The organism is Sphingopyxis sp. Geo48, from assembly GCF_949769155.1.
In the GTDB taxonomy this organism is placed as follows: Bacteria; Pseudomonadota; Alphaproteobacteria; order Sphingomonadales; family Sphingomonadaceae; genus Sphingopyxis.
Genome location: NZ_CATKPA010000001.1, coordinates 238,848 through 252,435, shown reverse-complemented (window position 1 = coordinate 252,435; position 13,588 = coordinate 238,848). Strand labels below are relative to the sequence as shown.

At 66.9% G+C, this 13,588-nt stretch carries 14 protein-coding genes; 5 read left to right on the top strand and 9 right to left on the bottom strand.

The window, feature by feature from the left end:
• The 4 genes from sdhD to ald all read right to left on the bottom strand — a co-directional run bounded on the left by sdhD (position 1) and on the right by ald (position 2,591).
• On the bottom strand, positions 1-405 hold the full coding sequence (gene sdhD / locus QOL79_RS01290) for a succinate dehydrogenase, hydrophobic membrane anchor protein (RefSeq protein WP_283418367.1): 405 nt from the start codon (positions 403-405) through the stop codon (positions 1-3).
• Entirely contained in the window at positions 398-778 is a 381-nt protein-coding gene (gene sdhC, locus QOL79_RS01285; protein ID WP_502957442.1) for a succinate dehydrogenase, cytochrome b556 subunit, read from the bottom strand. Before sdhC ends, sdhD begins: the two co-directional genes overlap by 8 nt.
• 444 nt (positions 779-1,222) lie before the next feature.
• A complete protein-coding gene (locus tag QOL79_RS01280; protein ID WP_058456963.1) occupies positions 1,223-1,456 on the bottom strand; it encodes a hypothetical protein in 234 nt (77 codons plus the stop codon).
• A gap of 19 nt (positions 1,457-1,475) precedes the next feature.
• On the bottom strand, positions 1,476-2,591 hold the full coding sequence (ald, locus tag QOL79_RS01275) for an alanine dehydrogenase (protein ID WP_058456962.1): 1,116 nt from the start codon (positions 2,589-2,591) through the stop codon (positions 1,476-1,478).
• Positions 2,592-2,750: 159 nt separating this feature from the next.
• Here ald and QOL79_RS01270 point away from each other — a divergent pair, with 159 nt between their 5' ends.
• The 5 genes from QOL79_RS01270 (at position 2,751) to QOL79_RS01250 (ending at position 7,301) form a co-directional block, all read left to right on the top strand.
• Positions 2,751-3,233, top strand: coding sequence for an Lrp/AsnC family transcriptional regulator (locus QOL79_RS01270; protein ID WP_058456961.1), 483 nt, complete (start codon positions 2,751-2,753; stop codon positions 3,231-3,233).
• 127 nt (positions 3,234-3,360) lie between these two features.
• Complete coding sequence (locus QOL79_RS01265; RefSeq protein ID WP_058456960.1) at positions 3,361-4,713, top strand: methyl-accepting chemotaxis protein; 1,353 nt, start codon at positions 3,361-3,363, stop codon at positions 4,711-4,713.
• A gap of 38 nt (positions 4,714-4,751) precedes the next feature.
• Positions 4,752-5,444, top strand: a complete 693-nt coding sequence (locus QOL79_RS01260) for an SDR family NAD(P)-dependent oxidoreductase (RefSeq protein ID WP_283418365.1) — start codon at positions 4,752-4,754, stop codon at positions 5,442-5,444.
• Complete coding sequence (gene bla / locus QOL79_RS01255) at positions 5,434-6,333, top strand: subclass B3 metallo-beta-lactamase (RefSeq protein WP_283418364.1); 900 nt, start codon at positions 5,434-5,436, stop codon at positions 6,331-6,333. The genes QOL79_RS01260 and bla overlap by 11 nt, the downstream gene beginning before the upstream one ends.
• A complete protein-coding gene (locus QOL79_RS01250; protein ID WP_283418363.1) occupies positions 6,330-7,301 on the top strand; it encodes a 50S ribosomal protein L11 methyltransferase in 972 nt (323 codons plus the stop codon). The genes bla and QOL79_RS01250 overlap by 4 nt, the downstream gene beginning before the upstream one ends.
• 144 nt (positions 7,302-7,445) lie before the next feature.
• Here the strand turns inward: QOL79_RS01250 and phhA are convergent, their stop codons facing one another.
• The 5 genes from phhA to QOL79_RS01225 form a co-directional block, all read right to left on the bottom strand.
• On the bottom strand, positions 7,446-8,321 hold the full coding sequence (gene phhA, locus QOL79_RS01245; RefSeq protein WP_283418362.1) for a phenylalanine 4-monooxygenase: 876 nt from the start codon (positions 8,319-8,321) through the stop codon (positions 7,446-7,448).
• Between the two features lie 39 nt (positions 8,322-8,360).
• Positions 8,361-9,698, bottom strand: a complete 1,338-nt coding sequence (locus QOL79_RS01240; protein WP_283418361.1) for a PepSY-associated TM helix domain-containing protein — start codon at positions 9,696-9,698, stop codon at positions 8,361-8,363.
• Positions 9,699-9,712: 14 nt separating this feature from the next.
• Complete coding sequence (locus tag QOL79_RS01235) at positions 9,713-11,737, bottom strand: TonB-dependent receptor family protein (protein ID WP_283418360.1); 2,025 nt, start codon at positions 11,735-11,737, stop codon at positions 9,713-9,715.
• Between the two features lie 72 nt (positions 11,738-11,809).
• Positions 11,810-12,202 (bottom strand): hypothetical protein, encoded by a 393-nt coding sequence (locus tag QOL79_RS01230; RefSeq protein ID WP_283418359.1) that lies wholly within the window; start codon positions 12,200-12,202, stop codon positions 11,810-11,812.
• Between the two features lie 65 nt (positions 12,203-12,267).
• Positions 12,268-13,437 carry a sterol desaturase family protein gene (locus QOL79_RS01225; protein ID WP_283418358.1) on the bottom strand — a complete coding sequence of 390 codons (1,170 nt, stop codon included), beginning with the start codon at positions 13,435-13,437 and terminating at the stop codon, positions 12,268-12,270.
• Between the last annotated feature and the right edge of the window lie 151 nt (positions 13,438-13,588).

Sequence of the window (13,588 nt, the reverse complement as noted above, 5' to 3'; positions counted from 1 at the left end):
TTACATGCCCCCCGGAACGCCCGCTACGGGGACCAATGCGATGCGGACGATGGCGAAGATGCCGTAGGCCGCACCGCCGATGGCATAGAAGTTGAGCGCGACGATCGCGAGCAGGCGCATCGCCTCGCCATGGACATAGTCCTCGATAAGAACCTGAAGCCCGAGCCGGAAGTGCCAGAAGACGCTGATCACGAGCAGGATCAGCGCGAGCGCGACGGTCGGGTTCGACGCCCAGCGATGCACCGCGGCATGGTCGTCGAGCGGCAGGCGGAGCAGCGAGACTAAGAGCCAGGTGACGAGCAGGACGTTGCCGAGCGCGGTCAGGCGCTGCTGCAGCCAGTGATGCGAACCGTGATGCGAGGAGCCAAGCCCGCGCACGCGACCGAGGCGCGTACCATTACCCATTGAGCGCCTCCTTCGCGATATAGAGCCAGGTCGCGGTGGTCGCGAGGACCGCACCGACCATCACCAGCGCCGACCACAGCTTGTTGGTCTTGAGCTCATAGCCCGCGCCGGTGTCGAGGACGAAGTGGCGAAGCCCCGAGAAGAGGTGCTGGAAAAAGGCCCAGGTCAGGCCGACGAGCACGACCTTGCCGAGAATGTTCGTGATCTGGTGGAACAGGCCGATCTCGGGACTGGGATCGTGCCAGACGCAGGCGACGAAGGCGGCATAGGCATCGGGACCGGCGGCAAGGGCGCCGAGCCACCAGAGGAACATCAGCGCCCCGGCGATCGCCAGCCCGTCGCCGCTGATGCGGTGGAGGATCGAGACCGCCATCGAAGGCGCCCATTTATATACCTGAAGGTGCGGCGAAAGCGGCCGCGCGCTCGGTTCGTTGCCAGCCATAACAGCCCCGTTTTCCTGACTCTCATCGGTCGATGGGCGCGGGTTAAGCGTTCCCGCCGCGATATGCAATTACTTAGGGGGCGATGAACGCAGATTTTGGCTGAAGGGCGTTCGCTGGATGCAGGGGGGCTCCCGGTCGCTGCGAAGGCAAGAGCCGGTGCGGGCGAGAGCCGGCATTTGCAGCCGATCGGGAGGCGATGACCGCTGACGACCGAAATAAGCCGTCGCCCCCGCGCAGGCGGGGGCCGCTGTCGGTTTACGCGGCCGCGCAGGAATAGGCGGCTAGCGGCCCCCGCCTCCGCGGGGGGCGACGTTGTTGATACGTCCGCTCCCCACCCCGAAACAGACATCGCGCCTACACCGGCGCAGGGGCGATTATTTCAGCTTGTCGCGGTTCGCGTAGAGCAGCGCCGCGAGCACGGCCGCCGAGCCGACGCCGATGCCCGCCGCGGTTTTCCAGCCGATCTTCTTGCCGCCTTTCGCCACGGCCGCCTTGTCGGCGGCTTCGGTCGCCTCGGCGGCCTCCTTCTGCGCCTGAAGCTCGCGCGCGGCGCGCAGCACTTCATTTTCCTCTTCTTCGTGAGGCGGCGGGGGAGATTGATCGGTCATGTCACGCAAGTCCTTGTTATCAGGCGAGTGCCTGATCGACAGGCACATAATCCGTTCCCACCGCTTCCGCTACGGCTTCGAACGTCACCTTACCATTCCAGACGTTGAGTCCCTGCGCAAGATGCGTGTCGCGCTTCAATGCCTCTTTCCACCCGAGGTCTGCGATGCGCAGCGCATGCGGCAGGGTGACGTTGTTGAGGGCATAAGTGCTGGTGCGCGCCACCGCGCCGGGCATGTTCGCGACCGCATAATGCACGATGCCGTCGACCACGTAAGTGGGGTCCGCGTGGGTCGTCGCATGGCTGGTCTCGAAGCAGCCGCCCTGGTCGATCGCGACGTCGACGAGCACCGAGCCGGGGCGCATCGTCTTCAGCATCTCGCGGCTGACGAGCTTCGGCGCCTCGGCGCCGGGGATCAGCACCGCGCCGATCACGAGGTCGGCCTCGGCGACGCATTCGGCGAGGTTCGCGCGGTTCGAGAAGCGCGTCTTGGCGCGCGCCTCGAAAAAGGTGCCGACGCGTTCGAGCACCTCGGGATCGCGGTCGAGGATGGTGACGTCGGCGCCGAGGCCCGCGGCCATTTGCGCCGCGTTGAAGCCGACGACGCCGCCGCCGATCACGCACACCTTGCCCGGCGCCACGCCGGGGACGCCGCCCAGGAGCACGCCGCGGCCGCCATGCGCCTTTTCGAGCGCGGTCGCGCCGGCCTGGATCGACATGCGGCCGGCAACCTGGCTCATCGGCTTCAAGAGCGGCAGCCCGCCATGGGGGGAGGTCACGGTTTCATAGGCGATGCAGATCGCGCCCGACTTCATGAGGTCGAGCGTCTGTTCGGGATCGGGCGCGAGGTGGAGATAGGTGTAGAGAATTTGGCCGGGGCGCAGCATCGCGCGCTCGACCGCCTGCGGCTCCTTGACCTTCACCACCATGTCGCAGGTCGAGAAAATCTCTTCGGCACTCTGGACGATCTCGGCGCCCGCCTGCTGATAGAAGGCGTCGTGCGCACCGATGCCTTCGCCCGCGCCGGTCTGCACCAGCACCCGGTGGCCATGGACGACGAGCTCGCGCGCGCTCTCGGGGGTCAGGCCGACGCGATATTCGTGATTCTTGATTTCCTTGGGGGTGCCGATGATCATTGTCGCTCTCCATATCTCTGCGCCCGGACGCAAAATTTCCGCATCCGTAGCCTTCGGAGAAACATAACAGTAAAGCCGCGAGAGGTGCTTGCATATCCTCGCCCGATTTCGCAATGATGCGCACATATTGAGCGCAATATGCGGAAATGACGCACAATTATGGATCGAATCGATACAAAGCTGCTTCACCTGCTGCAGCGCGAGGGGCCAAAACCCGCCGCCGAGCTGGGCGAGATCGTCGGCCTGTCGCCCTCGGCGTGCCATCGCCGCATCCGCGCGCTCGAGGCCGCGGGGATCATCACCGGCTATGCCGCGCGGCTCGATCCCGAGGCGATCGGGCTCGGCCTCGACGTCTTCGTCGACATCAGCCTGACCTCGCAGAGCGAGGAGGCGCTGACCGCGTTCGAAAGCGCGGTGAAGAGCTTCGACGAGATACTGGAGTGCCAGCTGCTGTCGGGCGCGTCGGACTATCGCCTGCGCGTCGCGGCGCGAAACGTCGCCGACTTCGACCGGCTGCACCGCCATTGCCTGTCGCGCCTGCCCGGCGTCGCGTCGATGCACAGCGCCTTTGCGCTGCGCACGATCAAGGCGTTCGAGGGCTATCCGGTATCGGCGGCGCAAATCGGCGACCCGGCGCGCTGAAGCCAAAATTCCCGCGGCTGGTTAACGCCGCTTTTACCATCCTCCCAGCATATCCCGGTGACGCGTTTCGCGGACGATGGGGACCGACAGAGTCCGCGCGTCCGAATTTGGCCAGGGAAGCAGGATCATGGTGAAGGAAAATCCGATTCATAAGCAGCAGATCGATCCCGTGCTGATGGCCGATCGTTTCCCTTTTTATGACCTCGACGGACGCCTCGCCGCAGACGCCGCCGAAATCCACGCCATCATCTCGGGCCGCGAGGACATGATCGCGCGCGCCTATTGGGACGCCTTCAACCGGCTTCCCGGGATCGAGCGCAAGGTCGAGGGCGAACTTCTCGAATCCTATGTGCGCGGCAGCGCACGCCACGCCGCGGTCAAATACAGCGATGCAGCGGGACAGGAGGTCGCGACGATCGCGTGCCAGAACACCCATATGGCACGCCGTGTGAAGCTGCCGCTGGCGTCGGTGATGTCTTGCATCGCCGAGAGCCTGCGCCTCACCATCGAATATGTCATCGAAGCCGCGGCCGGCGACACCGCGCGGCAGGCGCGACTGACCGGTGCCATCAACCGGCTCGCGTTGCTCGAGTTCGACATCATGCAGCGCTATGCGACCAAGCTGGACCGCGCCGTGATCTCGGGCGAACGTCAGGCGCTCGCGGGCGATTTCGACCGCTCGATCGCCTCGCTGGTTCAGGATACCGACGCCGCGCGGCAGCAGCTCGCGCGGCAGGCCGCTTCGGCCGACCAGGCGGCGAAGGGCATGATCGCCAAGACGAGCGAGGTCGCTGCCGCCTCCGAACAATCGGCGATGGCGATGCGCGAAGCCGCCTCGACCGCCGCGGGCCTGATCCGTGCGATCGAGGATGCGCGCAGCGAGGTCGAAGCCTCGGCCAGCGTCGCGACGCGCGCCTCCGAACAGGCGGGCGAAGCCGTCGCCATGTCCGAGGCGCTGTCGCGCCACGCCGAATCGATCGAGTCGATCCTGGGCCTGATCCGCGAGATCGCAGGACAGACCAACCTGCTCGCGCTCAACGCCACCATCGAAGCCGCCCGCGCCGGCGAATCGGGCCGCGGCTTTGCGGTCGTCGCGCAGGAGGTGAAGAGCCTCGCCAACGAAACCGCGCGCGCGACCGACGATATCGCGGGTAAGATCGCGGCGATCCAGCAAGCGACGCGCGGGTCGGTGAGCGCCAACCAGTCGATCCAGCAGACCATCGTCGAAGTCCAGACCTCGGCGCAGCGCATCCGCGACGCCATGGACGCGCAGGCGCAGACGGTCACCTCGATCACCGCCGCCGTCGACGAGACCGCGCTCGCCGCCGATTCGATGTCGTCGACGATCGCCAGCATCCGCAACGATTCGGGGATGGTCGCGGGCGAAATCAGCACGCTGAGCACCGAATTCGCCAAGATGGGCGAGCGGCTCCAGTCGCTTGAAAAGGCTGCGAGCGAGTTCAGCCGCCGCGTGGCCTGACCTTGGCAACGCCCATTCCCCTGCCCTAAGGCGGGGGGATGACGACCCGCATCTTCATCACCGGCGCAAGCCGCGGCATCGGCGCCGCGATCGCCGACGCCCTGACTCTCGACACGACCCGGGTGGTCGCGCTGTCGAGCGCCGACGGCGACCTTTCCGATCCCGCTGTTCCGGGCGCGCTGTGGCAATGCGGCCTCGACCGGCTCGAGGGGCGGATCGACATACTCATCAACAACGCCGGCATTTTCGAAGCGAATCCGATCGATACGGCCGACGCCGACTGGCTTGCCGCATGGAACCGCACGATGCAGATCAATCTGACTGCGAGCGCTCTGCTCTGTCGCCGCGCCGTTCGGCATTGGCAGGACCGCGGCAGCGGCGGCCGCATCGTCAATATCGCAAGCCGCGCCGCCTATCGCGGCGACAGTCCGGCGCACTGGGACTATGCGGCATCGAAGGCGGGCATGGTCGCGATGACCAAGACGATCGCGCGCGGCTACGCCAAGGAAGGCATCCTCGCCTTTGCCATCTGTCCCGGCTTTACGATGACCGACATGGCGGGTGAGGCGCTTCAAGGCCGAAGCGGGGAAGCCTTGCTTGCCGAGATCCCGCTTGGCCGCGTTGCCGATCCCGAAGAGATCGGCGAAATGGCGCGCTGGTGCGCGCTCGAGGCACCTGCGTCGATGACCGGGGCGGTGCTCGACGCCAACGGAGCCAGCTATGTCCGGTAAGCTGCTGCTTCTCGCCGCCGTGGCGCTCGCCGGTTGCACGCCGCAAGCGGCCCCCTCCGCCCTTGCCACCGCGCCGACCGGCAAGGCGCTCGCGGCGGCCTGCGCCGGCCGCGACGGCTGGAGCGACCCTGCCCCGCCCGCGAAGATTTTCGGCAACAGCTATTATGTCGGCACCTGCGGCATATCGGTGGTGCTGATCGATACGCCCGCCGGTTTGGTGTTGATCGACGCCGCAACCGAAGAGGCCGCGCCATCGATCCTTGCGAACATCCGCACGCTGGGATTCGATCCGAAGAATGTGCGGTTCCTGCTGACCAGCCACGAGCATCTCGACCATGTCGGCGGACTGAGGGCACTGCAAGAGGCCACTGGTGCGCAAGTCATCGCGCGGCCCGAAGCGGCAGCCGCGCTGGCCAGCGGCGAGCCCGACGCGACCGACCCGCAGCGCGGCAGCATTCCGCCCTTTCGCGGCGTCGCCGTCGCGCGGACCGTGCGCGACGGCGAGATGCTGGAGATCGAAGGGTTGCGCCTGACCGCGCACGCGACGCCGGGCCACACCCCCGGCGGTACGAGCTGGACGTGGCGGTCGTGCGAAGGCAGCGATTGCCGCATCATCGCCTATGTCGACAGCCTGAGCGCCGTGTCGGCCGACGGCTACCGGTTCGTCGATCATCCCGATTATGTCGCGACCTTCCGCGCGACCTTCGCGAAGGTCGAGGCGCTGCCGTGCGAGATATTGATCACGCCGCATCCGGGGGCGAGCAACCTCTTCGCTCGGCTCGGGAACCCGGCGACGCTCGCCAATCCCGAATCGTGCCGCGCCTATGCTGCGGGTGCGAGGATGCGGCTTGCCGACCGGCTGGCGTCCGAGAGCACGCCGCCGAAATGAGCTGGATCGTCTCGCTCCCCTGCACGCGCGACGAGGCCGAAGCCTTGTCGGGCGAGGTTCCCGAACTCGATGCGTTGCCCGAGGCGCCCGTCATCGTGACGCGCGAGATCGACGAGGATTTGGGGCTGTGGCAGCTCGACGCCTATCTGGACAACAAGCCCGGCGCGGCGCTGCTGGGGCTGCTGCAGGCGCAGATCCCGAGCGCAAAGGGCAAGAAACCACACGTCGAGGAACTGGTCGAGCAGGATTGGGTGACGCTGTCGCAGCAGGGACTCGAACCTGTGCAGGCCGGGCGCTTCTTCGTCCATACCAGCAGCTATGCCGACCGCGTGCCACCGGGCAGCGTGCCCTTCCTGATCGACGCGAGCCAGGCCTTCGGAACCGGCGGCCACGACACAACGGTGGGCTGTCTGGCGATGCTCGACCGGCTGGCGCGGCAGGGCGCGAGCCCGCGCAATATCGCCGACATCGGCACCGGAACGGGCCTGCTCGCCTTTGCCGCGATGCACCTCTGGCCGCGCGCGAAAGCGATCGCGTCGGATATCGATCCCGCGAGCATCTTCGTTACCCGCGACAATGCCGCGATCAACGGCGTGCCGCTGGGCCGCAGCGGGGGGCGGCTCGCGCTCGCGGTCGCGCCGGGGACCGATCATCCCGCGATCCGCCACCGTGCGCCCTATGATCTGGTCATCGCGAACATCCTCGCCGGGCCGCTGATCACGCTGGCGCCCGATATCGGCGCGGCGACCTCGCCCGGCGGCCATGCCATCCTCGCCGGGCTGATCGCGCGCCAGATGGAACCGGTGCTGGCCGCCTATCGCGCGCAGGGCTTCCGCCTTGCGGCGCGCGGCGGGAGCGCCGAATGGCCGTGCCTGTTGCTGGTGAAGCGGCGGCGCTACGGCTATCGGCGCAAGCAGCGCGCCCTCCACCGGTCCAATCCGGCGGACGCAACGTTCGGGAGCTGGTAAACAAAGCCCCCCTCCCGCAGGCGGGAGGGGTTTGGGGGTGGGCGCGAGCATAGCGAGCTTTCGGCCTCGCGAAAGCCCACCCCGCTGCGACTAACGAGCAAGCTCGTAAGTCTCGCTGCCCCTCCCGCTTGCGGGAGGGGTTTATTAGACGGTCTGCTTCCCCAGCGCATAGTCCTGCGTGCCGCGCGTAATCACCTCGTCGCTCGGCAGGATGTCGGCAATGGCGATCGGCGGCAGCGCGTCGTTCGCGGCATAGAGCGGTGCGAAATCGGTGTTCACGGTCACGTCGAGCAGCTGATCAAGGCTGTCGATGACGAAATAATTCTGTTGGAAATCGTCGATCCGGTAGTCGGTCCGCATCACCCGCGCGAGGTCGAAGCCGATGCGGTTCGGGCTGTCGCTGTCGAGCGCGAACACGCTTTCGGCGTAACTCGACACGATCCCCGCGCCATAGATACGCAGCCCCCCGGCTTCGCGGATCAGCCCGAATTCGACCGTGTACCAGTAAAGCCGGGCGAGCTGTTTCAACGCGTCATATTTCAGGCTGCGGAGCCCGCCTTCGCCATAGGCGACCATATAGTCGGCGAACACCGGGTCGGCGAGCATCGGCACGTGACCGAACACGTCGTGAAAGACGTCGGGTTCCTGCAGATAGTCGAGCTGTTCGGGGGTGCGGATGAAATTGCCCGCGGGGAAGCGGCAGTTTGCGAGATGATCGAAGAAGACGTCGTCGGGCACCAGCCCCGGCACCGCAACGACCTGCCACCCCGTCGCGTCCATCAGCCGCGCGTTGAGCTCGCGATAGTCGGGGATGCCGGGCTTCTCGAGCTTGAGCACATCGATCCCGCGCAGGAAGGCCTCCGCCGCGCGGCCGGGCAGCATGTCGGACTGGCGCGCGAACAGCCGGTCCCACATCGCATGTTCGTCGGCAGTGAAGGCGTCCCAATTCTGCGAAATCGTCCAGTCGGCCGCGGCACCCGGCGGCGGCACTTCGTGGACGTGGGTAAAGCCATCCTTCATGAGCTGCGGCCTAGCATGAAATAGTTTCAAATGAAACCTTTATACGCGCGCGACTCCGAGCCACCGGGCCGCGCGCGGAAGGCGCGGCAAGATTAGCCGATCGACGATCCACAGCAAGATCAGCGATGCCGCGAGCAGCGGCAGGAAGGCCGCGAGCAGCAGGACGATCGCCGCCACGCCCTTGAGCCGCGCAGGATCGCGCGGCAGCGGCGGCGCCCCGAGCGCATCGTCGGGCTTGCGGCGACGCCACATGAGGAATCCCGAGATCGCGAGCGTGAAGAGCGCGAGCGCGGTCGCCACGCCGACGAGCTGGTTCGCGAGACCGAACAACTGCCCCTCGTGCCACGCGATCCCGTAGCCGACGGCGCGGTCGATGACATGCTTGTCGGCGAAACCGCTGCGCGAGACCTCGAGGCTCGTTTCGGGGTCGTAGCTGACCTTGCGCACCAGCGGCCGGTTCTGCGTCAGCGTGGTCAGGGTCCAGGTGTTGCCATTGGGCGGGCCGAACAGATTGGGGGCGCCGGGCGGTTGGATGATCGCGGGTGCGGGCATATGCTCGGCGCGCGCACGCATCACGATATATTCCAGCGGCGCGCGCGAAGCGTGGCCGGGTGGGGGCGCCGCCGCCATCGCATGATGATCGTGCGCCGCATGCGGGTCCGCCCCGCCCTTCCAGTCCTGCACCCCCGACACCCACCCCATTTCGGCGCGCACCGCGCGAAATCCGCTCGCCCAGACGTCGGTCCACGGCAGCGCGGTGAAGAGCAGGACGAGCGCGAAGCCGGAGACCCAGAAGCCGGTCACCGCATGGAGGTCGCGCAGCGCCGCCCGGCCACCGAGCGACAGCCGCGGCCAGACGACCCCCGCCAGCCCGCGCCCGCGCGGCCACCAGAGATAGAGGCCGGTCAGGATCATCACGATCGCCCAGCTTGCCGCCAGCTCGACGAGCAGCTTGCCGCTGCGCCCGACGAGCAGGCTGCCGTGCAGGCGCGCCAGCCACGCCGACCAGCGCGCGTCAGGATCGGCCGACCCGATCACGCGCCCCTGCGGCGACACGGCGACATCGCGCATCGCGCCGCCGGGCAGGCCGAGATGGACGATCGCGGCGTCGCCGGGCGCCTCCGGGATGCGGTAATAATGGAAGGCCGCGCCCTTGTTGGCGGCGAGCGCGGCGGCGACCTGCGCATCGGCGTCGACCGCATCGGCGGCGGGCAACCCGCGCCATGCGCGCTCTTCCCATCGGTCGATCTGCGGCTTGAACAGATAGGCTGCGCCCGTCACCGACAGCACAAGGATGAAGGGGATGACGAACAGCCCGGCGTAAAAATGCCAGCGCCAGATCGTGCGATAGAGCGGAATCTGCCTGGTGTCGGTCATCCCCTGCCCTCTCCTCAGAAACGCGCGCGGATGCCGGCGGACACTGCGCGGCGCTCGACCGGATAGTAGATAGCCGACGCCGCAGGCGTGACCACCGACGGCGCGGTGGCGGCGATCACCGCGCTGATGTCGCCGATCGCCTTCTTGCCGGTGATATTGCGCACATCGACAAAGGCGTCGATCCCCTCGGCAATCCGGGCGCCGCCGGTCACGCCCAGCAAGGCATAGCCCGGCGTGCGGACCTGATTGCGGTAATCGGCATAGGGACCGTCGGGCACCCACTCGACGTTGGGCGCGACATGCAGCACATCGCTCCCGATCCGCACCTCGGCGCGATAGACGTGCTTCGGTACCACCGGCAGGCGATTGTCGCCGAACTGCGCATCGTTGCGGAACCGGAAGTCGCTGTAGGTATAGACTTGCCGCAGCCGCAGCCAGGCAGCCGGGGCGATCTCCAGCGCCGCCTCGACGCCCTGATGCCGCGTGCGGTCGGCGTTGAAGGTCGCCGCCGGAATGCTGGCGTTGGTGGTAAATTGCAGCAATTCGCCCTTCAGCGTCGAGCGATACAGCGCCAGATCCCAGCTGACTATGCCCGCCTTCCCGCGCGTGCCGATCTCGGCCGTCCATGCGCGCTGCGGGCGGATCGTCGAGACGACCTGGCTGACCGGCGGCGTGCCGATATTCTGGAACACTTCGCCGAAGCCCGGAAATTCGGCCGAGCGGCTGTAATTGGCGAAGACCTGCACCGCGTCGCTCGGTTCGAACAACAGACCGAACTTGGGCGAAAAGGCGTCGAAGTCGATCCGCCCGTCCAGCGAAGTCGACACATTGACCCGCCGCTTGCGGAAGCCATCGGCATAGACGCCGCCGGCGATCAAGGTCAGCTGTTCGACCGGCCGCACCCGCACCTCGCCATAGATATTGGCGGTGCGCGCGGTCTGGTCGGCGTCGAAGGTCAGCGCCCCACGCCGGCCGGCGATGTTCACGAACTGCAGGGCGTCGGTCGTCCCGCGCCGCAATTCGCCGCCCAGCGTGACCTCGACCGGCCCCCCCGCGTAATCGGCGCGGAAGAAGCCGCCAAGGTCGACCGAATCCTGGTCGATCACCTGAAAGATCGGGTGATAGAGTGACTTGGCATTGACGAAACCGCCGACGTCGAGCTTGAACGCGCCCCAGTCGAACATCGTGCGGTTCTGGATCCGCAGCGACACGATATCGCGCGCCTGATCGCCCGCCACCGCCGCCGCGCTCGCCGCGCGCGGGGTGGTCAGCGCCTGATTATAGGTCAGCGCACCGGGGATCTCCTGCTTGATGTCATTGTAGCTCGCGTAGAAGCGCGTCGATACGACGTCGCTCAGCTTCAACCCGACATTGCCGTGAAAGCGAAAGCTGCGGCGCTGCACATGGTCGCGGTCGCCGTTCGAGGTGTCGGCGCTGATCGCGCCCCACGCATCGACCCGGTCGCCCGCGACACCCGCCGACACCAGCCCGCGATAGCTGTCGAAGCTGCCGACGTCGCCGCGCAGGTAGAAGCCCTCCGCCGTGCGCCCGGTCGGCGTCACGCCATTGACCGCGCCGCCGAGCGTCCCCGAACCGAAGCGCAGCGCATTGGCGCCGCGATAGACCTCGAGATGGTCGAAGAAGATCGGCTCCAGCTCCTGGAAATCGCCATTGTCGTCGGCGAGGTTGATCGGCACCCCGTCCTGCAAGAGCGTCAGCCCGCGCATGTGAAACCCGCGCGAGAGACCCGAGCCGCGGATCGAGATGCGCACCTCCTGCCCGTAGCGCGGCTGGAGATAGACGCCGGGCGAGAAGGCGAGCGTGTCGCGCAAGCTGACGACCGATTTGTCGGCATAATCTTCGTAGGACACGACATCGGTGCCGCCCGGCGTGCGCGAGGCGCGCTCTTCGGCGGCGTCGGTCGCGGTCGGGGCGGTGACGATGATCGTCGAATCGGCCTCGTCGGCATGGGCTGGCGAGGCGGCGAGACAGATGGCGAGCGCCAGCAAGGGCGCCGCGCGATTGGCAATGGTATTCATCGGAAAATCTTCCCTGGATACAGGCATGGGACCGCGCAGCGCTATTGTGCGCAGGCGGCAGTTCAGGCTGGATCAGGCGAAGTGCGGCGGGCCGGTACTCGGCGGGAGCGGCGAGGCGATGCCCGGCGCATAGCCGAGCGATGGGGCCGCGACAGGCGCAGGCTCGGCGATCGCGAGTTTTTCGGGCAGCGCCGGCAGGTCGGGGACGATCGGCGCCGCGGCCAGCGCGCCCCACGGGCAATGCTGCTGCCATTCGCCCGCCTGATGCTCGCCCGCCTTCTGGAGCGGGATTGTCAGCGTCGCCCCCGGATTGGACGGGTCCGAACAAACGCGGACGGTGATCGATCCCGCCGCGTCGCTCTCGATCATCCAGCCCGGCGCGACGAGCACCCGCGCGGCGAGCGCGAGGATCAGCGGCAGCAGCAGCAGGATGCCCGGACGGCGAAAGGCGGCGAGGAGGCCCACGGCCCGCCCCTTATGACGCGGCGCCCGCGCTGACAAGCGGACAAAGCGTCCAGCGCCGCAGCAAGCTATTCGGCGGGCGCCTCGTCGCTCTTCTTGCCCGTGCGCGTCCACGGATAGAGGAACTGGCCCCAATAGGCCTTGGGTACATCCTCGGGGATGCCGTAATTTTCGGGCCAGCGGTCCTTGGGCAAATGAAAGGTCCCGAAAATCTTGTCGAGCACGGGAAAGTGGATCGCGAAATTGACGTCGAAAGCCTCGCGCTCCAGCCCGTGATGCCAGTGGTGGAAGCGCGGCGTCGCGATCCAATGGCCGAGCCGGTTGAAATTGCCGCCGACATTGGCGTGGAGCAGCGACGACCAGACATAGACGAAGCCGATATAGGCCTGCATCACCGACGGCGAGAAGCCGAGCGTGAAGAGCGGCAGCGAGGTGATCGCGCGGAGCAAGATGATCTCGACGAAATGCATCCGCGACCCGGCAAGCCAGTCCATCGACTTGGCGCTGTGATGGATCGCGTGGAAGCCCCAGAGGAACGGCACCTTATGGAACAGCCGGTGGTACCAATATTGCGCGAGGTCCGACGCGACGAGCACGATCAGGAACTGGACGATCCACGGCAGCGACGCGACCGCGGCGCGGAACGCGTCCCAGCTGTTCGTGTGCGCGTTGACGAACTGCTGCGGGGCCAATGCGAGGAAGCCGAGCACCTGCACGAACATCGTGCTCACGAGATAATAGAAGAGATCCTCGCGCCATTCGGTGCGGAACAGCCGCTGCGCGCGGCGATGCGGGAAGGCGCGCTCGAGCGGCGCGAACATGAAGCCGGTGACGAGCAGGTTCACGACGAAAAAGTCGAGCCCGAAGAAGATACCCCAGTCGCGCGTTTCCTGCGGCTGGACGTTCGATCCGCCGAGCAGGATCGCCGCCAGCCCGATCATCAGCGCGGTGAGCCCGAGCACCTTGCGCGGGCGGAGCAGCAGGCTGAGCAACGACAGGCCGTAGCTGATCAGCAAGACGAGGTGGACCGCGCCGCGAAAGCCGCCCCAATTCTTGATGATCTCGAGTTCGGGGGTCGCGAACCAGTCGGGGAAGCGCAGCGCGATCACCATGAAGAAGCCGGCGATCGCGAACAGCAGCCCGAAGAAACCCGACAGCCAGCCGCTGCCGAACCGCCGCACTTCGGTGTGCGATTCGAGATCGTGCATCAGTGTCTTGAGATAATGACCCTTTGCCATGTCCGCCCCTTCACAGCATTTCGTGGCGACCGTCTGTGACGGCGCGCACCGTCGTTATAGCTCCTCCCTGTGGCGAAGCCATGGGGAGGTGGCAGCGGCGTAGCCGCTGACGGAGGGGCTATTGGCGCGACGTCGCAGCCCCTCCACCACC

Coding starts and splice junctions, on each gene's coding strand:
- sdhD (WP_283418367.1), bottom strand. CDS start 405: ATGGGTAATGGTACGCGCCTCGGTCGCGTGCGCGGGCTTGGCTCCTCG.
- sdhC (WP_502957442.1), bottom strand. CDS start 778: ATGGCGGTCTCGATCCTCCACCGCATCAGCGGCGACGGGCTGGCGATC.
- QOL79_RS01270 (WP_058456961.1), top strand. CDS start 2,751: ATGGATCGAATCGATACAAAGCTGCTTCACCTGCTGCAGCGCGAGGGG.
- phhA (WP_283418362.1), bottom strand. CDS start 8,321: ATGAAGGATGGCTTTACCCACGTCCACGAAGTGCCGCCGCCGGGTGCC.
- bla (WP_283418364.1), top strand. CDS start 5,434: ATGTCCGGTAAGCTGCTGCTTCTCGCCGCCGTGGCGCTCGCCGGTTGC.
- QOL79_RS01280 (WP_058456963.1), bottom strand. CDS start 1,456: ATGACCGATCAATCTCCCCCGCCGCCTCACGAAGAAGAGGAAAATGAA.
- QOL79_RS01240 (WP_283418361.1), bottom strand. CDS start 9,698: ATGACCGACACCAGGCAGATTCCGCTCTATCGCACGATCTGGCGCTGG.
- QOL79_RS01265 (WP_058456960.1), top strand. CDS start 3,361: ATGGTGAAGGAAAATCCGATTCATAAGCAGCAGATCGATCCCGTGCTG.
- QOL79_RS01225 (WP_283418358.1), bottom strand. CDS start 13,437: ATGGCAAAGGGTCATTATCTCAAGACACTGATGCACGATCTCGAATCG.
- QOL79_RS01235 (WP_283418360.1), bottom strand. CDS start 11,737: ATGAATACCATTGCCAATCGCGCGGCGCCCTTGCTGGCGCTCGCCATC.
- ald (WP_058456962.1), bottom strand. CDS start 2,591: ATGATCATCGGCACCCCCAAGGAAATCAAGAATCACGAATATCGCGTC.
- QOL79_RS01250 (WP_283418363.1), top strand. CDS start 6,330: ATGAGCTGGATCGTCTCGCTCCCCTGCACGCGCGACGAGGCCGAAGCC.
- QOL79_RS01260 (WP_283418365.1), top strand. CDS start 4,752: ATGACGACCCGCATCTTCATCACCGGCGCAAGCCGCGGCATCGGCGCC.